The organism is Rhodanobacter sp. GW835-FHT13D09, from assembly GCF_058793995.1.
The window spans coordinates 46,076-67,493 of sequence record NZ_JBXAGL010000012.1; the positions used below are offsets into that span (position 1 = coordinate 46,076).

General features: G+C 69.1%; 17 protein-coding genes and 1 pseudogene. 11 read left to right on the top strand and 7 right to left on the bottom strand.

Annotated features, from left to right (window positions below; all coding sequences use genetic code 11):
* Nucleotides 1-83: 83 nt before the first annotated feature.
* From AC1Q5A_RS14790 to AC1Q5A_RS14810, 5 genes and pseudogenes are all read left to right on the top strand, one after another.
* Entirely contained in the window at nt 84-3,443 is a 3,360-nt protein-coding gene (locus AC1Q5A_RS14790; protein ID WP_492701924.1) for a DEAD/DEAH box helicase, read from the top strand.
* A gap of 25 nt (nt 3,444-3,468) precedes the next feature.
* Nucleotides 3,469-3,789 (top strand): annotated as a pseudogene (csb2, locus tag AC1Q5A_RS14795) (type I-G CRISPR-associated protein Csb2); the annotation flags it as partial.
* 49 nt (nt 3,790-3,838) lie between these two features.
* Nucleotides 3,839-4,153 (top strand): helix-turn-helix domain-containing protein, encoded by a 315-nt coding sequence (locus AC1Q5A_RS14800; RefSeq protein WP_492701926.1) that lies wholly within the window; start codon nt 3,839-3,841, stop codon nt 4,151-4,153.
* A gap of 70 nt (nt 4,154-4,223) precedes the next feature.
* Nucleotides 4,224-4,355 carry a hypothetical protein gene (locus AC1Q5A_RS14805; RefSeq protein ID WP_492701928.1) on the top strand — a complete coding sequence of 44 codons (132 nt, stop codon included), beginning with the start codon at nt 4,224-4,226 and terminating at the stop codon, nt 4,353-4,355.
* Nucleotides 4,356-4,449: 94 nt separating this feature from the next.
* Nucleotides 4,450-4,758, top strand: a complete 309-nt coding sequence (locus AC1Q5A_RS14810; RefSeq protein WP_492701930.1) for a CRISPR-associated protein Cas4 — start codon at nt 4,450-4,452, stop codon at nt 4,756-4,758.
* A 42-nt stretch (nt 4,759-4,800) separates the two neighbouring features.
* Here AC1Q5A_RS14810 and AC1Q5A_RS14815 read toward each other — a convergent pair whose 3' ends face one another.
* The 4 genes from AC1Q5A_RS14815 to AC1Q5A_RS14830 form a co-directional block, all read right to left on the bottom strand.
* The gene (locus AC1Q5A_RS14815; RefSeq protein ID WP_492701932.1) at nt 4,801-5,325 is read right to left on the bottom strand and encodes a hypothetical protein; all 525 of its coding nucleotides are present in this window, start codon (nt 5,323-5,325) and stop codon (nt 4,801-4,803) included.
* 320 nt (nt 5,326-5,645) lie between these two features.
* Nucleotides 5,646-8,777 carry an efflux RND transporter permease subunit gene (locus tag AC1Q5A_RS14820; protein ID WP_492701934.1) on the bottom strand — a complete coding sequence of 1,044 codons (3,132 nt, stop codon included), beginning with the start codon at nt 8,775-8,777 and terminating at the stop codon, nt 5,646-5,648.
* Nucleotides 8,778-9,044: 267 nt separating this feature from the next.
* On the bottom strand, nt 9,045-12,284 hold the full coding sequence (locus AC1Q5A_RS14825) for an efflux RND transporter permease subunit (RefSeq protein WP_492701936.1): 3,240 nt from the start codon (nt 12,282-12,284) through the stop codon (nt 9,045-9,047).
* Between the two features lie 101 nt (nt 12,285-12,385).
* Nucleotides 12,386-13,627, bottom strand: a complete 1,242-nt coding sequence (locus AC1Q5A_RS14830; RefSeq protein ID WP_492701938.1) for an efflux RND transporter periplasmic adaptor subunit — start codon at nt 13,625-13,627, stop codon at nt 12,386-12,388.
* 483 nt (nt 13,628-14,110) lie between these two features.
* Between AC1Q5A_RS14830 and AC1Q5A_RS14835 the strand changes: the two genes are divergently transcribed.
* Nucleotides 14,111-14,632, top strand: coding sequence for a c-type cytochrome (locus tag AC1Q5A_RS14835; RefSeq protein WP_492701940.1), 522 nt, complete (start codon nt 14,111-14,113; stop codon nt 14,630-14,632).
* 196 nt (nt 14,633-14,828) lie between these two features.
* On the opposite strand, the gene AC1Q5A_RS14840 is transcribed toward AC1Q5A_RS14835, so the two are convergent.
* On the bottom strand, nt 14,829-15,422 hold the full coding sequence (locus tag AC1Q5A_RS14840) for an acyl carrier protein phosphodiesterase (RefSeq protein WP_492701942.1): 594 nt from the start codon (nt 15,420-15,422) through the stop codon (nt 14,829-14,831).
* 48 nt (nt 15,423-15,470) lie between these two features.
* On the opposite strand from AC1Q5A_RS14840, the gene AC1Q5A_RS14845 reads away from it, so the two are divergent.
* The 4 genes from AC1Q5A_RS14845 to AC1Q5A_RS14860 are packed head-to-tail and all read left to right on the top strand — an operon-like array spanning nt 15,471 to nt 19,112.
* Complete coding sequence (locus AC1Q5A_RS14845) at nt 15,471-16,160, top strand: alpha/beta hydrolase (RefSeq protein WP_492701944.1); 690 nt, start codon at nt 15,471-15,473, stop codon at nt 16,158-16,160.
* A 38-nt stretch (nt 16,161-16,198) separates the two neighbouring features.
* Complete coding sequence (gene zapE, locus AC1Q5A_RS14850) at nt 16,199-17,317, top strand: cell division protein ZapE (protein ID WP_492701946.1); 1,119 nt, start codon at nt 16,199-16,201, stop codon at nt 17,315-17,317.
* Nucleotides 17,318-17,358: 41 nt separating this feature from the next.
* A complete protein-coding gene (locus AC1Q5A_RS14855) occupies nt 17,359-17,745 on the top strand; it encodes a peptidase C13 (protein ID WP_492701948.1) in 387 nt (128 codons plus the stop codon).
* 56 nt (nt 17,746-17,801) lie between these two features.
* Nucleotides 17,802-19,112, top strand: coding sequence for an amidohydrolase (locus AC1Q5A_RS14860; RefSeq protein ID WP_492701950.1), 1,311 nt, complete (start codon nt 17,802-17,804; stop codon nt 19,110-19,112).
* 47 nt (nt 19,113-19,159) lie between these two features.
* On the opposite strand, the gene AC1Q5A_RS14865 is transcribed toward AC1Q5A_RS14860, so the two are convergent.
* Together AC1Q5A_RS14865 and gpmA are read right to left on the bottom strand one after the other, a co-directional pair.
* The gene (locus AC1Q5A_RS14865; protein ID WP_492702034.1) at nt 19,160-19,705 is read right to left on the bottom strand and encodes a CcdC protein domain-containing protein; all 546 of its coding nucleotides are present in this window, start codon (nt 19,703-19,705) and stop codon (nt 19,160-19,162) included.
* Between the two features lie 143 nt (nt 19,706-19,848).
* Nucleotides 19,849-20,592 carry a 2,3-diphosphoglycerate-dependent phosphoglycerate mutase gene (gpmA, locus tag AC1Q5A_RS14870; protein WP_492701952.1) on the bottom strand — a complete coding sequence of 248 codons (744 nt, stop codon included), beginning with the start codon at nt 20,590-20,592 and terminating at the stop codon, nt 19,849-19,851.
* Nucleotides 20,593-20,735: 143 nt separating this feature from the next.
* Here gpmA and AC1Q5A_RS14875 point away from each other — a divergent pair, with 143 nt between their 5' ends.
* Nucleotides 20,736-21,407, top strand: coding sequence for a DUF4097 family beta strand repeat-containing protein (locus tag AC1Q5A_RS14875; protein WP_492701954.1), 672 nt, complete (start codon nt 20,736-20,738; stop codon nt 21,405-21,407).
* Nucleotides 21,408-21,418 lie beyond the last annotated feature (11 nt).

The following is a 21,418-nucleotide window of genomic DNA, read 5'->3' on the forward strand; positions in this document are numbered from 1 at the left end:
CGGCCCGGCGCGCAAAGCGCAGCGGGACGATTTGCGTGACATGGGGATATGCCACACTTTCCCATTCCGGATATGCCTGCCACATGAACCTCACCATCCTGCAATCCTGGCTGGCCATCCACGAATGGCAGTCCAGCTTCGACGAACGCACCCTGCAGCGCGCCGGCGACTACGCCCGGCGCGGGCGCGTGCACGAACTGGAACTGCAACCTGCCGGCGCGCAAGCATGCAAGCTGTCCGCCGCCGTGGCCGGCAGCGGCGGCAATGTCTACGAATGTCGCGTGCACATCGCGTTGAACGAGCCTTGGTTGTTGCTGGAAACCGATTGCAGCTGCCCGGTAGGGGTCGACTGCAAGCACGCTGCGGCGATGCTGTTCAGCGCAGCCAGCCGTGGCCTGTCCGCTCTGGCTCCCGACGCGCGGGCACCGGTCATCCTGCCTGCCTGGCTGGCCCGGCTGCATGCCCTCAAGGACGAGCAGGAACTGTCGTCATGGGACCAGTGGCTGGCTTCACTCGACCGCGTCTCCAGCACCATGCCAGGCGCCGACCCGGAGCGCCGCTTCGGCGTGCTGCTGCGCGGCGACGACACGCAGCGTCGCGGCCTGATGGCGCTGCCGGTCTGGTTGCGACCATCGAAAAGCCGCAACGGCACCGGCGCCCTGGTCGACCCGCAACCACTGCGCCTGGACGACCACCTCGGTGCGGTACCCGCGCCGGCGGAAGGCTGGCCGGAGCCGGTAGCCACGGCGCTCACCGTACTGCTGGCCGCGCCCACGGCCTACCACCGCAACGCCGTATGGTTGTCGATCCGCTCGGTCCACACGGAACGAGCGCTGGAACAGGTGCTGGCCCATTACCCGGCCTGGCACGAACGCGGCAACCAGCCGATCGAGCGCGGTCCCGTCGTGCCCGCCACCCTGGAGTGGATCGAAGCCGCCGACGGCAGCCAACGCCTGCGCATGAACCTGGACGCAGGCGACTCGGAACTGCTGGTCGGCGCCAGCCTCTGGTACGTGCAACCGAAAACCGCCCGCTATGGCCGCGTCGACGGCGATGCACAACTGTTCGAACAACTGGGCAGCGCACCCGTGCTGCAGCCGCAGCAACTCGCGGCGGTGCGCCAACGGCTGGCCACATCTGCCGCCGGGCGCCGCCTGCCCGCGCCCGTGGAACGCGGTCCGGCACAGGCCGTACGCGTGCAGCCGGTGCCCGTGTTGCAGTTGCGTCCGGAGCGCATCCACCACTGGAACGGCCGCACCGGCGGCATCGGCGTGGCGGCGCTGCGCTACGACTATGCCGGCCACGCCGTGCAGGCCCGCGAAACCGCCGCCATCGTCAACCGTCTCGACGGGCAGGCCATCCACGAGATCCACCGCGACCCCGCCGCCGAGCAACGCTGGCTGCAATTGCTGCAGCAGCATGACCTGTACCCGCTGCATACGCTGGATTCCGGCTACCTGCCACGGACCGGGCCTGACCGATCCGGCGACTGGTATGCGCGCACCACGGTCCGCAAGCCGCCGTTGGCGCCGGAGGCGTGGGCGCCGCTGCTCGCCCGACTCGAAGCGGCGGGCTTCCGCATCGAATACGCCGACGACTTCCCGCACGAGCGACTGGTCGCCATCGACGAATGGCATGCAGAACTTATTTCCTCCGGCAACGCCTGGTTCGACGTGTCGCTGGGCGTGGACGTGGAAGGCGAGCGCATCGACCTGCTGCCGGTGCTACGCCAGCTGATCGCCGACCCGGCCTTTCCGCGCAAGCCCGCCGCGCGCGAAAAGAACAACGCCACCTGGCCGGTGAAGCTGGATGCCACGCGCCGCACCGAGGTGCCGCTGACGCGCCTGCGCGCACTGATCGAGCCGCTGCTGGAATGGCTGGAAGGCGGGCACGAGGCCGGCCCGCGCATTCATCGCAGCCAGGCCGGGGAACTCGACGCCAGCGGAGTGCCGTGGCGCGGCGACGAGGCCCTGCGCACCCTGTTGCAGCAACTGCGCAACCGCCCGCCGGCCAAACCGCCACGGGGTTTCAAGGCCACCCTGCGCCCCTACCAGCGCGACGGCCTGGCGTGGCTGGACTTCCTCGGCGCGGCGGGCCTCGGCGGCATCCTTGCCGACGACATGGGTCTGGGCAAGACCGTGCAGGTGCTCGCCCACATCCTCGGCGAACAGCAACGCGGACGACTCGCGGAACCCGCCCTGGTCGTCGCGCCCACCTCGCTGGTCGGCAACTGGCAGGCCGAGGCCGCGCGCTTCGCACCGCAACTGAAGGTGCTGGTGCTGCACGGCAGCGACCGCGCCGACCGCTACGACACGATCGCCGGCCACGACCTGGTCGTCACCACCTACCCGCTGCTGCCGCGCGACCGCGACAGGCTTATCGAGGCGAGATTCTCCCTGCTGATACTCGATGAGGCGCAGGCGATCAAGAACGCCGCCAGCCAGGCCTCGCAGGTCGTGCGCGAGATCCCCGCCACGCGCCGCCTCGCCATGACCGGCACGCCGCTGGAAAACCACCTCGGCGAACTGTGGGCGCAGTTCGACGCGGTGGAGCCGGGCCTGCTCGGCAGCCAGCGCCAGTTCGTGCGCCACTACCGCACGCCGATCGAGAAGCACGGCGATCGCGAGCGCCAGCAGCGGCTCAACCGGCGAATCGGCCCGCTGCTGCTGCGCCGGCGCAAGGACGACGTACTCACCGACCTGCCGCCCAAGACCGAGATCGTGCGCACGCTGGAGCTGGAACACGACCAGCGCGCCCTGTATGAAACCCTGCGCCTGGCCCAGCACGAACGCGTACGCCAGGCGGTGGCCGAACGCGGCCTCGCCCAGAGCGGCATCATCGTGCTCGACGCCCTGCTCAAGCTGCGCCAGGCCTGCTGCGATCCGCGCCTGGTCAAGCTCGCCAGCGCGAAGAAGGTGAAGACCAGCGCCAAGCTCGACGCCCTGCTGGAACTGCTCGACGGCCTGCTCGCCGACGGCCGCCGCGTTCTGCTGTTCTCGCAGTTCACCGAAATGCTGGGCCTGATCGAAACGGCCCTGCACCGGCGCGGCATCGCCCACTGCACCCTCACCGGCCAGACCCCGGCGCGCGAACGCACCGCCATGGTCAAGCGCTTCCAGCAAGGCGCCGTGCCGCTGTTCCTGATCAGTCTCAAAGCCGGCGGCACCGGCCTCAACCTCACCGCCGCCGACACCGTGATCCACTACGACCCCTGGTGGAACCCCGCCGCCGAAGCCCAGGCCACCGACCGCGCTCACCGCATCGGCCAGGAAAAACCGGTCTTCGTCTACCGCCTGATCTGCAAAGGCACGGTGGAAGAAAAGATCCAGGCCATGCAAGGCCGCAAGGCCGAACTCGCCCGAGCCGTGCTCGAGGGCGGCGGCGCCAGCACGCGACTGCGGTTTGACGAGAAGGATCTGGAGGCGTTGTTCGGGGGGATGTAGCTAAGCGCGCCCTGGTGTCTGCCGGCTATGGGAACCGGCCACTCCCTATCTACACCCGTGGCACGCCAAGAACCATTCCGGCATCGAGGATCAACTCCGACGCGAGTGTCGCGAACGCGGCTTTGCGGAGCCCATTGCGTTTGAATCCTTCGCCGAAGCGCATGTGGGCAAAGGCCGCATGCGTCGACCAATCCACTTCCGTCGCTTTCGAGGCCGGCGCGGGCTAAGCCAGCCTGATCGCTTGGGCAGCTTCTGGGGGCTGACCTTTGCCGAACCACTGACCGGGCCACTGGCTCTGGGCTTCGCCTGCCACTACGGCCTGGGAATGTTCAAACCTGTGCCTTAAAATGAAAATAAAATTGCTTTATGTTTATTAAAAGCATATTTTATTTCCTATGCCAAAGCGCACCCCACCCATCTTCCCCACCGCCGTCGAGCGCCTCACAGCGCTCGGCGCCCGGTTGCGCGCGGCGCGCCTGCGGCGGCGCATGACGCAGGCGGCGCTGGCGGCGCGGGCCGATGTGTCGTTGCCCACCTTCCGCAAGCTGGAGCAAGGCGAAGGTTCGAGCAGTCTGGCCACTTTGATGCGCACGATGGAGGTGCTGGGGCTGGATCACGACCTCGACCTCCTGGCCAAGGAAGACGAACTCGGCCGCCGTCTGCAGGACATTCGCCAGGTGGGCGCGCCACGCGGCAGGCGCAAGTCGTGAGCGCGCTCCGAAACCGTGCTGGAAGTGGTACTGGACGACGCCAGCTCGGGCCAACCGGGCGATCGGCAGCTTGCACTGCGAGCGGCATGGCGCCATCGAGGCCGAGGTGCGCGACGCCGTGGCCCGTTGGCCGGCCATCGCCACCGAACTCAAGCTGCCGCGCACGGCGCGCGATCAATTGGCTGCCCTGATCGGCGATTGAAGCCGTCACACCATGGCGCAAGAAGTTGTCGCCCCAGCCGCGCGGGAGTAAAACCCGGATACGGATCGGCGAACGCCATGAGGAGCGGCTTTCGATGGAACCGAAGCAGGGGGATCTCGAACTTCCGTTTCCGGAGCTGGGCGGCGATCAACCGCCGATTCCGGTGCGCACGCTCAACGAGCACGTTTACTGTCCGCGCCTGGCTTACCTGGAATGGGTGCAAGGCGAGTGGGCCGATTCGGCGGACACCGTGGAAGGACGCCACAAGCACCAGCGGGTGGACAAACCTTCCGGCGACCTGCCCGATGCCGAAACCGCCGAGGAAGAACACGCCGAGATCCATGCGCGCTCGATCATCCGCCGTGATCCGCAGCGAAGAGCTGCGGCCTCATTGAAGCATTGAAGCGTAGCGCGTCGGCGGCGACGCGCCCTCACTTACCGCAACTTACTTCACCGAGAAATCCTTGCTGGCCACCTGGTTGCCGTTCAAAGAGATCTCCACCTTGTAGCTGCCGGTGGGGAAACCGTCGGGCTTGCTGATCATGAACGCGGTGGTTTGCGGCCCCGCGGCGTCGAGGGATTTGCTGTCCTCGTGCACCATCTGTCCGTCCTGGGTGGTCCACTTCGCCGCTAGCGTCGCGGTGCCTTTGCCAGTGGTGTCGACCGAGACGTAGATGGGATCCTTCGGCGCGAAACTGGTGCCGCTGGCGAGAATCCTGTTGTTGGCATCGACCGTCGAGCCCAGTTCCACCGAGCCGACGCTGACCCCGGTGGGCGCGCTGTTGTTCACGGCCGTCGGCGCCGTCGAGGCGGGTGGCGGCGCTACCGCGGGCGTCGGTGCCGTCGCCGTGGTTGGCGGCGTACGCGATGGCGCCGGCGCCGTCGATTCGTCGTTCTTGCCGCACGCGCTCAAGGCCAGCATCGCAGCCAGCGACGCGGCAAGGACCAGGGGTTGGCGAGTGATCTTCATGGAGCTACCTCCTGCTTCAGGACTTGGCGGAAATCTTCAGGACCCGGCCGCTCCTGATCCGGTCCGGATCGGAGAGTCGGCCGCGGTTGGCGTCGAGGATCCGCTTCCACGCGTTCGTATTGCCGTAGAAGTGTTTGGCGACGCACCCAGCGCGATGGAGCTCGCTCGGCCCCGCACATCGGAAAATCAGCGTTGCCGGCCTCGTCGCCCAGCGCACGCCACTCCGTCCGCGAACGGGATCAGTGGTAACCACCTTGCGGTTAACGGGTTGTGAGTGTGGCGGCAAAGCGTTCAGCTGGGTGTCGCGAGAAGCGGCCGTATCAACCGATGCCGGGGCGGGCTACCATCGGATGGCGCCTCTGTCGCCGCGCCCACCACGCTCTTCGCCGCTCGGCGAGGCACGAGAAGATCACGTACAGCGCGGGGGTGCTGAGCAGGGTGAGGCTCTGCGAGATGAGCAGGCCGCCGATCAGGGCGATGCCGAGCGGACGGCGCAGCTCGCTGCCTTCGCCGAGGCCGATGGCGATCGGCAGCGCGGCGAGGATGGCGACCATGGTGGTCATCATGATCGGGCGGAAGCGCACGGTGCACGCCTCGCGCGCCGCTTCCAGCGGGCTCTTGCCGTGTTCGCGCTCGGCGACCAGAGCGAAGTCGATCATCATGATCGCGTTCTTCTTGACGATGCCGATCAAAAGCACCAGCGCGATCTGCGCCACCACCGACAGTTCGGTGCCGGTGATCCACAGCGCCAGCAATGCGCCGGCGCCGGCGGCCGGCAGGGTGGAAAGGATGGTGACCGGATGGACCAGGTTCTCGTACAGCATGCCGAGCACGATGTAGACGGTGAGCACGGCGGCGAGGATCAGCCAGCCCATGCCGCTCTGCGACTGCTGGAAACGGCGGAAGTCGCTGCCCATCTTCACCCGGATGTCGCCGGGCATGCGCATGTTCTGCACGGTGGCCTGGATGAGCGCCATCGCTTCGCCCATGCTCACGCCAAGGGCGAGGTTGAAGCTGAGGTCCATCGTGGTGTACTGGTTTTCGTGGGTGATCCGCGACGGTGCCACCCCGGGCTCCTGCCGCGCGAAGGCGGTGATCGGGATCATCTTGCCGCCGCTCGAGCGCACGTAGATGCGGTTGAGCGCCTCCGGCGTGGCCGTCTGCACCGGCAGCGCGTTGACCACCACCTGGTACTGGTTGATATCCGAATAGATGGTGGACACCTGGCGCTGGCCGAACGCGTCGTACAGCGCGCCGTCGACGGCGCCGACGGACACGCCGAGCCGCGCGGCCTTGTCGCGGTCGATCACGATGTTCTGGCGCAGGCCGGCCTCGTCGACATCGGTGCCGACGTCGCGCAGCCTGGGGTTCTTCTTCAGCTCGGCCTGCAGTTTCGGCAGCCACGCCTGCAGGCTGGCGAGGTCGTTGCCCTGCAGCGAGACCTGGTACTGCGCGCCCTGGCTGGTGCCGCCGCCACCGCTGGGCAGGTCCTGCACCGGGCGCAGGCGCAGGTTGAGGTCGGGATAGTGCGCCGCCTTCGCGCTGAGCCGCGCCAGCACCGCGAAGGTATCGTCCTGGCGGCCGTCGGCGCGGCTCTTCAGGTCGATGTTGAACGAGCCGCTGGTGCCCTGCCGGCTGCTGCCCAGGCGCGAGCCCACGGTGGCGACGTCGGGGTCCGCCATCAGCATGGTGGTGAGCCGTTTCAGGCGCTGCTCGGATTCGCCGAACGACACGGTGGCGCTGGAGGTGGCGCGGCCCCAGATCAGGCCGGTGTCCTGCGCCGGGAACAGGCCGGCCTTGACCACGCCGAACAGGTAGAACGTGGCCACGATCAGCACCAGCGGAGTCAGCGAGAACGCCAGCGCGTGGCGCAGCGAGAAATCCAGCGCGCGGGTATAGGCGCGCAGCATGCCGGCGTGGAAACCGTCCAGCACGCGGGCCAGCCGCGACGGCGGCGCCTGTGGCTTCGCGGCATGCCCGCCGAGGAATCGCCCGCACAGCGCCGGCGTCAGCGTCAGCGAAACCGTCGCCGAGACCACGATCGCCGCCACCAGGGTCACCGAGAACTCGTGCATGAACATGCCGGTGATGCCGCCGGCGAACAGCAGCGGGATGAACACCGCGATCAGCGAGACGGTGATCGAGACGATGGTGAAGCCGATCTCCCTCGCGCCGGCGAGCGTCGCCTCCATCCGCGTCATGCCGGCATCGATGTGGCGGATGATGTTCTCGATCACCACGATGGCGTCGTCGACCACGAAGCCGATCGCGATCACCAGCGCCAGCAGGGTGAGGTTGTTCAGCGTGTAGCCGAGGATGTACATCACCACGAACGCGCCGGCCAGCGACAGCGGCACCGCCACCGCGGCGATCAGCGTGGGCGCCAGCCGGCGCAGGAACAGCGCCATCGTCAGCACCACCATCGCCAGCGAGATCAGCAAGGTGGCCTGCACCTCGTGCAGCGAGGCGCGGATGGTCGGCGTACCGTCGAAGAACGGGCTCAGCACGGTGCCGGGCGACAGGTAGCCGCGCAGCATCGGCAGCTGTTCCTTGACCAGGTCGACGGTGGCGATGATGTTGGCGTCGGCCTTCTTGTAGACGTACATCAGCACAGCCGGCTTGCCGTGGAACCAGGCGGCCTGGTAGGCGTCCTGCTGGCCGGCGTAGACGTGGGCCACGTCGGCCAGCCGCACCGGCGTGCCGTTGTGGCTGGCGATCACCAGCTGGGCGAAGTCCTCCGCGCCGTGCAGCTGGGCGGTGGCGCTGATCGACATGGTGGTGGTGCCGTTGGACAGGAAGCCCTCCGGCGAGGTCACGTTGGCCGCGCTCAGCGCATTGCGCAGCTGGTCGGGCGACAGGCCCATCGCATTCAGCGCGCGCAGGTTCACGTCGACGCGGACCGCCGGCGTGGCCGCGCCGGCGATCTCCACCGACGACACGCCCGGCAGCTGGCGCAGCCGCTGCGCCAGCAGGGTGTCGGACAGGTTGTACAGGTCGGCCGCCGATTGCGTGTCCGAGGTCAGCGCCAGCGCGATGATCGGGTCGTCGTTCGGATTCGCCTTCTGGTAGCTGGGCGCACCGTTGAGGCCGCTGGGCAGGTCCGGCGCCGCCGCGTTGATCGCCGCCTGCACGTCGCGGGCGGCGGCATCCAGGTCGGTGCCGGTGCGGAACATCATGAACACGAAGCTGCGCCCCTCGGAACTGGACGAGCGCATGGTGTCGATGCCGGGCACCTGACCCAGGTGGCGTTCCAGCGGCGCGGCCACGGTGGAGGCCATCGTGCTGGCATCGGCGCCGGCCTGGCTGGCCTGCACGAAGATCGCCGGGAACTGCATGTTCGGCAGCGCCGCCACGCCGAGCAGGAAGTAGGCGATCGCGCCGGCCACGAACAACCCCATCGCCAGCAGCGAGGTGCCGATCGGGCGGCGGATGAAGGTGCCGGAGAGGTTCATGGATTCAACGCGGACGGGGACGGACGGGGGTGCGGGGACAAATCATCCCACCCTCAACGTCCGGGCCGAGGAAAGGTTGATCGCGAGGCTGCGCGAAGAGCGACCCCACCCCGGCCCTCCCCTGCGAGCAGGGGAGGGAGCAAAGCACGGCACCTCCCCCTGCGCAGCAGGAGGAGGTGGGGAGGGGGTGCTTTTGACTTTGCGGCGAAGAGCGACCCCACCCCAACCCTCCCCTGCAGGCAGGGGAGGGAGCGGGACACAGCGGACTCACGCCGCACTGCGGGCCTGGGCGTGGGCCAGCGCACGCCGTTCGCGGCGCGCTTCCAGCCAGTCGGAGAAGCGCTCCATGTACAGGTAGATCACCGGCGTGGTGTACAGCGTGACCAGCTGCGACAGCAGCAGGCCGCCCACGATCGACACGCCCAGCGGCCGGCGCAGCTCGGCGCCGATGCCGTTGCCCAGCGCCAGCGGCAGCGCGCCGAGCATCGCCGCCGCGGTGGTCATCATGATCGGACGGAAGCGCAGCAGGCAGGCGCGGCGGATCGCATCGCGCGCGTTGAGTCCGGTGCGGCGTGCCTCGATCGCGAAGTCGATCATCATGATCGCGTTTTTCTTCACGATGCCGATCAGCAGCACGATGCCGACGATGCCGTCCACCGACAGGCTCATGCCGAACATGATCAGCGCCAGCAGCGCGCCGACGCCGGCCGGCGGCAGCGTGGAGATGATCGTCAGCGGATGGATGTAGCTCTCGTACAGCACGCCCAGCACGATGTAGATCACCACGATCGCGGCCAGCAGCAGCAGGACTTCGTCGCCGAGCGAGGAGGTGAACTCGGCCGCCTTGCCGACGAACTCGCCGCGCACCTGCGGCGGGAAGTCCAGCTGCCGCTCGACCTGGTGGATCGCCGCCACCGCGTCGGACAGCGAGTAGCCCGGCGCCACGTTGAACGCCAGCGTCACCGCCGGCAGCTGCTGCTGGTGGCTGACCACCAGCGGCGCGCTGGTCACCCGCGCGCTGACCAGCGCGGACAGCGGGATGTTGCCGCCCGCGCCGATCTGGAAGCCGATGTTGCCGGTGTTGCCGATGCCCGACGGCGTCGCCGAGTTGCTCGACTTCAGCTGGCCGAAGCTGGTCGCGTTGCTGCCGGTGAGCGCGCCGTTGCCGTTGCCGCGCACGGTGAGCTTGGTCAGCAGGTCGTCGCTGGTGCGGAACTCCGGCGCCACCTCCAGCACCACGCGGTACTGGTTGAGCTGGGTGAAGATGGTGGAGATCTGGCGCTGGCCGAACGCGTCGTACAGGGTGTCGTCGATGGTCTGCACCGGCACGCCGAGGCGGCTGGCCTTCTCGCGGTCGATGGCGAGCTTCAGCGCGTTGCCGTTGTTGGCGAGGTTGTTGTCGACGTCGGCCAGCTCCGGCCGCTGGCGCATCGCCTGGGTCATCTGGTTGGCGTAGCCGGCCAGCTCGGCCGCGTTCACCTCGGACAGCGAGTACTGGTACTCGGTGGCGGCGACGCGGCTGTCCAGCGTCACGTCCTGCACCGGCTTCAGGTACAGCGCCACGCCGGGGATCCCGGCCACCGCGTGCTGCAGGCGCGGCAGCAGCGCGTCCAGGCCGTCGCGCTCGCCGCGGTCCTTCAGCACGATGCTGAGCTGCCCCTGGTTGAGCGTGGGGTTGATCGTGCCGGCGCCGATGAAGGCGGCCACGCCGGCCACCGCGGGATCCTTGCGCAGCGCCTCGGCGACGGCACGGGTGCGGTCTTCCATCTGCGGGAACGCGATGTTGTCGTCGGCCTGCACCACGCCGGTGATCAGGCCGGTGTCCTGCTCGGGCAGCAGGCCCTTGGGGATCACGATGTACAGGAACACGGTGAGCACCACCGCGGCCCCGGCGACCAGCATGGTCAGGCGCTGGTGGCCCAGCACCCAGTCCAGCGAGCTTTCGTAGACGCCGACCGTGCGCGACCACACCGTGCGCTTGCCGGCGGCCAAGTGGCGCTCGTGCGCGTCGTCGCCCTCGGGCAGCTGGTCGGGCTTGAGCAGGTAGGCGCACATCATCGGCGTCAGCGTCAGCGACACCAGCATCGAGATGGTCACCGCGATGGTCAGCACCCAGGCGAACTCGTGGAACAGCCGGCCGGTGACGCCGGGCATCAAGAGCAGCGGCAGGAACACCGCCACCAGCGACACGGTCAGCGACAGCACGGTGAAGCCGATCTCCTTCGCGCCGACCTCGGCCGCCTCCTTGCCATCCCGGCCCTGCTCGATGTAGCGCACGATGTTCTCGATCATCACGATCGCATCGTCCACCACGAAGCCGGTGGCCACGGTGAGCGCCATCAGCGAGAGGTTGTCCAGCGACATGCCGGTGAACGACATCACGCCGAACGTGCCCAGCAGCGACAACGGCACCGCCACCGACGGAATCACCGTGGCCCACAGCCGGCGCAGGAACACGAAGATCACGCCCACCACCAGGAACACGGTGAGGATCAGGGTGAACTCGACGTCGTGCACCGAGGCGCGGATGGTCACCGTGCGGTCGGCGAACACGTCCAGGTGCACGTCGGCCGGCAGCGCGCTGCGCAGCTCGGGCAGCACGTTGCGGATCTGCTCCACCGTCTGCACGATGTTCGCGCCGGGCTGGCGGCGCACGTCCAGCAGCACCGCCGGCTTGCCGTCCGCCCACGCGGCGAGCTGGTCGTTCTCGACGCCGTCGACCACGTTGGCCACGTCGGACAGGCGCACCGGCGAGCCGTTCTTGTAGCTGATGATGGTGTTCTTGTACTCGGCCGCGTCCTTCAGCTGGTCGTTGGTGCCGATCGAGTAGCTCTGCGTCTTGCCGTTCAGCGTGCCCTTGGGCGCGTTGACGTTGGCCTGGGTCAGCGCGCTGCGCACGTCCTCCAGGGTCAGGCCGAGGTTGGACAGCTGCGCCGGGTTCACCTGCACGCGCACCGCGGGGCGCACGTTGCCGGCGATCGAGACCAGGCCCACGCCCTGCACCTGCGACAGCTTCTGCGCGATGATCGAGTCGGCCAGGTCGTTCACCTCGCGCAGCTGGCGGCTGTCGGAGGTGAGCTTGAGGGTGAGGATCGGCGCGTCGGCCGGATTCACCCGGTTGTACACCGGCGGGTACGGCAGGTTGCCCGGCAGCGTGCCCTTGGCCTGGTTGATCGCCGCCTGCACGTCCTGCGCGGCGATGTCGATGTCGCGGTCCATCGCGAACTGCAGGATGATCGTGGACAGCCCGGCGGAGGAATCCGAGCTCATCATGGTGAGCCCGGAGATCTGCCCCAGGTTGCGCTCCAGCGGGGTGGTGATCAGCGCGGCCATGGTGCTGGCGCTGGCGCCCGGGTACTGCGTGCTCACCACCAGGCTCGGCGCCTCGATCTCCGGCAGCGCCGAGACCGGCAGCTGGCGGTAGCCGAGGATGCCGAGCAGCAGCACCGCCACCATCAGCAGCGAGGTGGCGATCGGCCGGCGAATGAAGAGTGTCGAGAATCCCATGGCTATCCGTAACGTGTAGGTGCGGTTTCCGCCGCGATCATGGCCAGGGCACGGCCGGGTTCACGCGACGGCGGTGTCATGCAGGGCCGGCACGCGGCCGCTCAGCCGCGACGGCGACCGCCACCGTTCTTGCTGTTCTGCTTGGCCTTCTCCAGCTCGGCCGCGGTCGGCGCCGCCGGCACTTCACCCGGCTTCAGCGCGTTGACCTTGCTGCCCGGCTTCAACCGGAACTGGCCCTCGGTGACCACCCGGTCGCCGGCCATGAGCCCGCTGCCGATCATCACGTGGCTGTCGCCCACCTCGCCGGCCACCTGCACCGGCTGCATCTTGACCGTGCTGTCGGCCTGCACCTGGTACACGTAATCCCCGTCGGGCCCGCGCTGCACCGCCTGCGCCGGGATCACCAGGCCGCCGTCGACGGTGTTCACCAGCAGCTGCACATTGACGAACTGGCCCGGCCACAGCTCGTTCTTCGCGTTCGGGAACTCCGACTTCAGGCGGAACGTGCCGGTGCTGGTGTCGATCTGGTTGTCGACCACCTTGAGCACGCCGCCGCTGGCGATCGGGTGCGCGTCGGTGCGGTCCAGCGCGGTCACCTGCAGCGCGGCGCCTTCCTGCGCGGCGGCGCGGCGCACCAGGTCAAGGTTCTGCTCGGGCAGGGTGAACATCACGTTGATCGGATGCAGCTGGGTCAGCGTGACGATCGCGCTGGAGGTGGTGACCACGTTGCCGGGGTCGACCGCGCGGATGCCGGCCAGGCCGTCGATCGGCGACAGCACGCGGGTGTAGTTCAGCTGCACCTGGCCATCGCGCACGTTGGCCGCGTCGGCCGCCACCGCCGCCTCGTACTGCGCGGCGGTGTTGCGCAGGGTGTCCAGTTCCTGCTTGGAGATGTAGCCCTTGGCGGCCAGGTCCTGGCTGCGCAGCAGGTTGCTCCTGGCGGTGGCCAGCAGCGCCTGGTCCTGGCGCTGCTTCGCCACGGCCTGGTCGTAGGTGGCCTGGTAGGTGCGCGGGTCGATCTGCGCCAGCAGCTGGCCCTTCTTCACCGGCTGGCCTTCGGTGAACTCCAGACTGAGCAGCTGGCCGCCCACCTGCGGATTCACGGTGACCGTGTTGAGCGCCTGCACCGTGCCCAGCGCGGTCAGGTAGACCGGCACGTTCTGCTTGACCACCGGCACCACGGTGACCGGCACCGGCGGCGTCTCGTCCTTCCCATCCTTGCCCTTGCCGGCGGCCGTCGCTGCCGACCCCTGGCCGGCGGGCTTGTGCAGCAGGCGAAATCCCACACCGGCCACCACGATCACGGCAATGACGATCAACGCGATCTTCCAAAAACGCGACATGCGAAACTCCTGGGCTAAACGGTGCGTTCGGCCGGCACTCCACCACGCGGCATGCGTCGGTGATGTGACTGGCGTCTTTCAGTCGGCGCGGGTGGCGCCTGGCGGGGGGAGCATAGGCGCAGTTGAACGGCATTGAACAATGCCGGTTGACAGGGGGGCGCCATGACCGATGGCAGGGTGGCCGGCCGGCTTTGGCCCTTTCCCGGCCCGGCACCGGCCGCCGCGGCATGGCGACGGATCGCCACGGAGGCCTGAAACTTGCCGCGCGCTTCGTCTATAATCCGCGACTGGTTCGGCTGCCCGATCCGTGAACGGGCCAGCCGGCAGATGCGATCCACGCCGTGCACCCACTCGCGGCGACCCACGCCGGGGCGAAACCATCGCGCCGGCGCGACACAAGCAACAGGCCATTCAGGCAGGCCGGGGCAGCCATCGTGGCGTTCCGTCCGGCCCACTGACAGGAGTACGTGCGTGAGCGGTCCCATGAGCAAATCCGATCAGAGCGTCCTGCGCCAGTTCTCGATCATGATCGGGGGTCTGGCGGTATTGACGGTGGTACTGATCTTCACAGCGCTGGCGATCCACGATCACGAGCCGAAGGAATCCAACCCGAACCAGCCGGCCATGGTCGCCGCGCGGATCGCGCCGGCCGGCGCGGTGTACGCCGGCGACACCGGCCGCGCCGCGATGCAGGCCGCCGCCGATGCCGCCGCCAAGGCCGCCGCCTCGCAGGTCGCCTACGGCGGCACCACCGACGGCAAGGCGATCTTCGATCACCTGTGCACCAGCTGCCACACCGCCGGCGTGGCCGGGGCCCCCAAGGTGGGCGACAAGGCCGCCTGGGCCCCGCGCCTCGCCCAGGGCATCGACACCCTGGTCAAGCATGCGATCGAGGGCTACCATGGCCCGGACGGCAACTTCATGCCGGCCAAGGGCGGCAACCCGGCGCTCACCACCGAGCAGGTGACCAACGCCGTGCACTGGATCGCCGATCAGGCCAAGTAATTGGCCTGATCCAACAAGCTTTCTTCAAACGCCGCCTTCGGGCGGCGTTTTCGTTTGCCCCTCCCCCTGCAAAGCAGGGGGAGGTTGGGAGGGGGTAGCACGTTACGGGGAAGATCAAAAACACCCCTCGCCTGAAGGAATCCCTTCAGTCGCCCAACCCTCCCCCTGCCCGCGCAGGGGGAGCGAGTACACCCACTCACTGCGCATGCATGCCGATCCACTCCCGCGCGAACTCCCGCAACTGCGGAAAGAACGCCTCGAAGCGCTCCTGCAGGGCGGCGTCCCGCTCCAGCAGCACGGGCAGCGCCGAACCCAGCGGATTGCCGCGGCTCAGGCGCTGCCCGATGCCGCCCAGCGCCTCGCCCAGCATCGCGGGGTCGGCGTAGCCGGCAGGCAGGCCATGGCGCTCCATGTAGCCACGGAACCGCCGCAGGCCGTCCGGCAGCAACGCATCCTGCCGCCACAGCTGGGCACGCAGGGCGGCGGCATACGCCGGCAGCGGCTGCGCGCTCCACTGCGGGAAATCCCGCGCCAGGCAGTGGTCGAACCACATGTCGAGCAGGATCCCGGCATAGCGGCGATACGGCGGGGGCAGCAGCGCCCGGGCCGCCAGCACCTCGGGGTGGGCGTCGGTGTAGACGTCGATCGCGCGATGCAGGCGGATCCCCTCGACCACGCGCGGCGGCCATGCCAGCGCCTCCGCCCGCCCGTGCACGAAATCGCCCAGCATGCCGCCCAGCCGCAGGGCCTCGTCGTCGCCCGCCAGCAGCACGTGGGCCAGGTGGTTCATCCGCGCCGTCCGCGGCAACCGAGCCGCCCGGCGGTTATCATCGCCTGCATGACGCCCACCGAGCTCCCCGCCGCACCTGCCGGCTTTCCGGATATCGCCGCCAGTTTCATGCTCGACGGTCCCGCCGGCAAGCTGGAGACGATCAGCGACATCGCCGAACCGGCCTGCGCGCGCCGCGGCGTGGCGGTGATCTGCCATCCGCTCACGACCGAGGGCGGCAGCATGCACAACAAGGTGGTGACGATGGCCGAGCGCGCGCTGCGCGAATCCGGCCTGGACACCGTGCGCTTCAACTTCCGCGGCGCCGGCAATTCGCGCGGCGAGTACGACCATGGCCACGGCGAAAGCGACGACCTGGCCGCCGTGGTGGCCTGGGTGCGCCGCATGCGCCCGCACGACGCGCTGTGGCTGGCCGGCTTCTCGTTCGGCAGCTACGTGACCATCGCCAACGCGGTGCGCCTGCGCGCCGACGCACTGGTCAGCATCGCACCGCCGGTGGGGCGCTGGCCGTTCGACGCGGTCGCGCTGCCGACCTGCCCGTGGCTGATCGTGCAGGGCGAAGCCGACGAGATCGTCGAGCCGCAGGCGGTGTTCGACTGGGCCGGGACGCTGGAGCATCGGCCCGAACTGGTGCGCATGCCCGAGACCAGCCACTTCTTCCATCGCCGGCTGATGGACCTGCGCGGCGCGATCAGGCACGCGATACGCGGCTGGCTGCCACCCTTGCGGCGCGGCTGACGCCGGCCACCGCCCCTTTCCGAAGACCCGTCCGCTCCATGAGTGAAACCCCCTCGCCAGCGCCCACCGCGCGCTACCTCGAAGGCGTCGCCGCGCATCGCTGGGAATCCGACCCGACCCAGCTGGCGCTGCTGCCGGAATTCGACCGCATGCACGCGGCGCTGTGCACCGGGCCGGCGAACGGCAGCGGCCTGCTCGGCCGCCTGAAATCCCTGCTCGGCAACGACCCGCCCGAGGCGGTGCCGGGCCTGTACCTGTGGGGCACGGTGGGCCGCGGCAAGACCTTCCTGATGGACCTGTTCGCCGCCAGCCTGCCGCACGGCGTGGTGCTGCGCCGGCACTTCCACCGCTTCATGGGCGAGGTGCACGAGCACCTGCGCGTACTGGGCGAGCGGCAGAGTCCGCTGGCGGAAGTGGCCGCCGGCCTCGCCGCGCGCTGCCGCGTGCTGTGCCTGGACGAGTTCCTGGTCAACGACATCGGCGACGCGATGATCCTGTCGGGCCTGCTCGACGCGCTGTTCGCGCGCGGCGTCACCCTGGTCACCACCTCCAACACCGCACCGACCAACCTGTACAAGGGCGGCCTGCAGCGCGCACGTTTCCTGCCCGCGATCGCGCTGATCGAGCGGCACTGCCACGTGGTCGAGATGGCCTCCGCGCACGACTGGCGCCTGCGCGCGCTGACCCAGGCCTCGGTCTACCTCACCCCGCCCGGTGCCGAGGCGCACCGCGCGCTGGAACGCATCTTCGCCGGCCAGGCCCGCGGCCACGTGCAGGAGCACGGCAGCCTGCACGTCAACGGCCGCGCGATCCCGTTCGTCAAGCGCGCTGACGACATCGTCTGGTTCGAGTTCGCCGCACTGTGCGAAGGCCCGCGCGCGGTGGCCGACTACATCGCGCTGGCCAAGGCCGGCCCGACGGTGATCGTCGCCAACGTGCCGCAGTTCACCGTCTACAGCGAGGACGCCGCCAAGCGTTTCGTGCAATTGGTGGACGAGTTCTACGACCGCCACGTCAAGCTGGTGCTGTCCGCCGCCGCGCCGATCACCGATCTGTACGACGGCGAACGCCTGCGCGCCGAGTTCGGCCGTACCGAGTCGCGCCTGATCGAGATGCAGAGCGAGGAATACCTGGCGCTGGACCATCGGCCCGAATGAACTGCTACCGTGCCGGCTGAGGATCGCTGCCGGAGCCACCCATGTTTCTTCCGCTTGCCGTCGCCCTGTTGCAGGCCGCCACCGGCCTGCCGCCCGGCCAGGATTTCAGTACGCGCGTGACGCAGGGCCGGCTGGCCGAGGCCGCCGCCACCGGGCCGGCCTACCAGAAGCAGCTGTGGGACCGGATCACCGCGCCCACCGCCGCGGCGCTGAAAGGCTGCATCGCCCGCCATGCGCCGGCCGACAAGTCGCCGTTCACCCTGGTCGCCGACGTCCAGGCCGACGGCAAGCCGACCCGGATCGAGGTGCTGCCGCCGACACCGGTCGCCACCTGCATGGCCGGCCGGTTTGCCAGCGGGATGCTGCCGCCGCCGCCCGCCACGCCGACTCCCTACCCGATCGAGATCGACTTCAGCATCGTGCCCTGAGCCGGCGTCGCGGCTGCCGCGCGCCCACCTCGACCATCCCCGCCACGGAGACATCCATGCACCGCACCGTCCTCGCCCTCGCCATCGCGCTGGCCGCCACCGCCATCGCACCGTTGCACGCCACCGACGCTTCCGGCGCACAGGCCATGGCGCAGCAGGAGCTGCCGCAGGTCATCGCGTGGCGGCGTGACATCCACCAGCACCCCGAGCTGAGCAACCGCGAGGTGCGCACCTCGGCGCTGGTGGCGCAGGAGCTGAGGAAGCTGGGGCTGGAAGTGCACACCGGCATCGCGCACACCGGCGTGGTCGGCCTGCTGAAGGGGGACCTGCCCGGGCCCCGACTGGCGATCCGTGCCGACATGGACGCCCTGCCGGTGACCGAGGAGGTGAACCTGCCGTTCGCCTCGAAGGCGAAGGGCGAGTACCGCGGCAAGACCGTCGGGGTGATGCACGCCTGCGGCCACGACGCGCATACCGCGATGCTGCTGGGCATGGCGCAGGCTCTGGCCGGAATGAAGAAGCAGCTGCACGGCTCGGTGCTGTTCGTGTTCCAGCCGGCCGAGGAAGGCGCGCCGGCGGGCGAGGAAGGCGGCGCCCCGCTGATGCTGAAGGAAGGCCTGTTCAAGCGGTTCAAGCCGGACGCGATGTTCGGCATGCACGTGGTCAGCGCGCTCAACGTGGGCACGGTGGCGGTGCGGCCGGGGCCGACGATGGCCGGCTCGGACTGGTTCCGCATGGTGGTGCACGGGCGCCAGACCCACGGCGCGATGCCGTGGAACGGGGTCGACCCGATCGTCACCGCCGCCGAGATCATCAGCACCGCGCAGACCATCGTCAGCCGCAAGCTGGACATCGGCACGCTGCCGGCGGTGCTCAGCTTCGGCATCGTCGAGGGTGGCTCACGCTACAACATCGTGCCGGACAAGGTGGAGCTGCAGGGCACCCTGCGCACGTTCGACGCCGGCATGCGCCAGCAGGCGATCGACAACCTGAAAAGCATCGCCGAGCACCTCGCCGCGGCGAACGGCGCCACCGTGGAAGAGCAGATCCCGGTCGGCGACAGCAACCCGGTGCTGGTCAACGACCCCGCGCTGGCCGCGCGCGTGCGCGACAGCCTGCGCAAGGCGATCGGCGCCGGGCACGTGATCGAGGCGAAGCCATGGATGGCCTCGGAGGACTTCGCCTACTTCGCGCAGGAAGTGCCGAGCGTGTATTTCTTCGTCGGCGCCACGCCAGTCGGCCAGGACGCCTCGAAGGCGCCGGCCAACCACTCGCCGAAATTCTTCCTCGACGAGGATGCGCTGAAGATCGGCATGGCCTCGATGCTGCAGGCCAGCCTGGATTACCTCGACGCACCGGCCTCCTGAGCGGCGCGCCCCGCGCAGGGACCGCCTGCCGCTCCCGCCGTCACGGGCTACACCCCGGCGCGGCGATCGGGGTGCGCCTGCTGGAAGCGGCGGTGGTGGATCAGCAGGCCGCTGAAGTAGACGATGTAGTAGCCGACCAGCAGGCCGATCACCAGCAGGGTCAGCGGCGTGAGCGCGTAACCCATCGGCGGCATCGTGCCGGGCGGGATCGCGGCCTGCTGCATCTGCGGCCACGCCACCAGCAGCCGCCAGGCCAGCCGGCCGAGCAGCAGCGCGGTGAGCAGCGCACCGATCCACGGGTTGGGCACATAGCAGTCGCCTTTCACCGGATCGATCTCGAAGCGGGTCAGCCGGATGCCGAGCAGGCCCAGCGCCCCGCCGGACAGCACGCCGGCGGCGAGGCCTTCGGCCAGGGCGACGCGGTGGAATCCGCCGAGCGCGAGCAGGCCACCGAGGAGCACGAACACCACGACGCGCACAGCCATCCGCCGGCGCCGGATCGGCTGGCAGCCGAACTGCCGGCTCACCCGCCGCCACACCATCCAGGCCAGCAGCGGCAGCATGATCAGGTAGTTGGTCAGGTGGGCCGGCATCGGCATCGCCGCGGTGATGGACTGCGCCAGCTTAGCCGGACCCTGTGCGGCCGGCGACTGACGTTTGTCACCCATCGCCACACCGGATGCCCCGCGACAGGCACGGCCTGCTGCAGCGGCCCTACCTCAGGGGAACCGGCGTGCTACTTCGCCTTGCCCTGGTTCGCCACGGCGGCCATCTTCGCCGCGATCGCCGCGGCGTCGCCTAGGTAGTAGTGGTTGAGCGGCTGCATCCGGTCGTCGAACTGGTACACCAGCGGCACGCCGTTGGGGATGTTCAACTCGACGATCGCCTCGTCGGAAATGCCGTCCAGGTACTTCACCAGCGCGCGCAGCGAATTGCCGTGCGCGGCCACCAGCACGCGCTGACCGGACCTGATCGCCGGCGCCAGCACTTCGTGCCAGTACGGCAGCACGCGGGCCACGGTGTCCTTCAGGCATTCGGTGTCGGGGATCTGCTCCGGATCGAGCGCCGCGTAGCGCGGGTCGTGCACCGACTCGTTCGCGGCACGCTCCAGCGGCGGCGGCGGGATGTCGTAGCTGCGGCGCCAGATCTTCACCTGGTCCTCGCCGTACTTCGCCGCGGTCTCGGCCTTGTTGAGGCCGGTGAGGCCGCCGTAGTGGCGCTCGTTGAGGCGCCAGTCGGTGAGTACCGGGATCCACATCAGGTCCATCGCGTCCTGCACGCCCCACAGCGTGCGCACCGCGCGCTTGAGCACCGAGGTGTGCGCCACGTCGAAGTGGTAGCCACCCTCGCGCAGCAGGCGACCGGCTTCGCGCGCCTCGGCCATGCCCTGCTCGGTGAGATCGACGTCGGCCCAGCCGCTGAAACGGTTGTCGAGGTTCCACTGCGATTGGCCGTGGCGGATCAGGACGAGCTTGTGCATGGGGGCGCCCAATAGTGAGATGTAAACGGGGAATGGTGCAGGCCGGCTCGGGCAGCGTCAAATGCGGCCCCTGCCACAGGTCATGCCAACCAGACGCGGCCGCGACGCATCCTAGCTAGGCAACCCCACTCAAGGAGACCGCCATGCGTCGATTCCCGACAATTCTCATCCTCGCCGCGCTGGCCGTGGGCCTGGGCCTGCCGCCGCTGGCCAGCGCACGCGACAACGATATCGACAAGGTCAACGGTTCGGTGCAGGTCGAAGCGGGCCAACAGGTCGGCGACGTCAGCACGGTCAACGGCGCGGTGCGTATCGCCGGCGGCGCCAGCGTGCACGAGGCCAGCACCGTCAACGGCAAGGTCGAGCTGGGCGACAAGGCCCAGGCCACCAAGCTGGGCACGGTCAACGGCGCGATCAGCCTGGGCAGCGCCAGCCGGGTCAGCGGCGAGGTGAGCGCGGTGAACGGCAGCATCCATCTGGCCCGCGGCGCCGACGTCGGCGGCCGGGTCGGCAACGTCAATGGCGCGATCGTGCTCGACGGCGCCCACGTCGCCGGCGGCCTTGGCACGGTCAGCGGAGACGTCACGGTGGGCGCGGACTCGCGCGTCGAGGGCGGCATCCTGGTCGACAAGCCGAACAATGGCTGGTTCCGCTGGGGCAGCGAGCGCAAGCCGATGATCGTGATCGGCCCGCACGCGGTGGTGCAGGGCACCCTGGAATTCCGCCGCGAGGTGGTGCTGAAGGTCAGCGACAGCGCGCAGATCGGCCCGGTGAAGGGGGCCACGGTGGAGAAGTTCAGCGGAGCCACGCCGTAATCCTTCCCCGC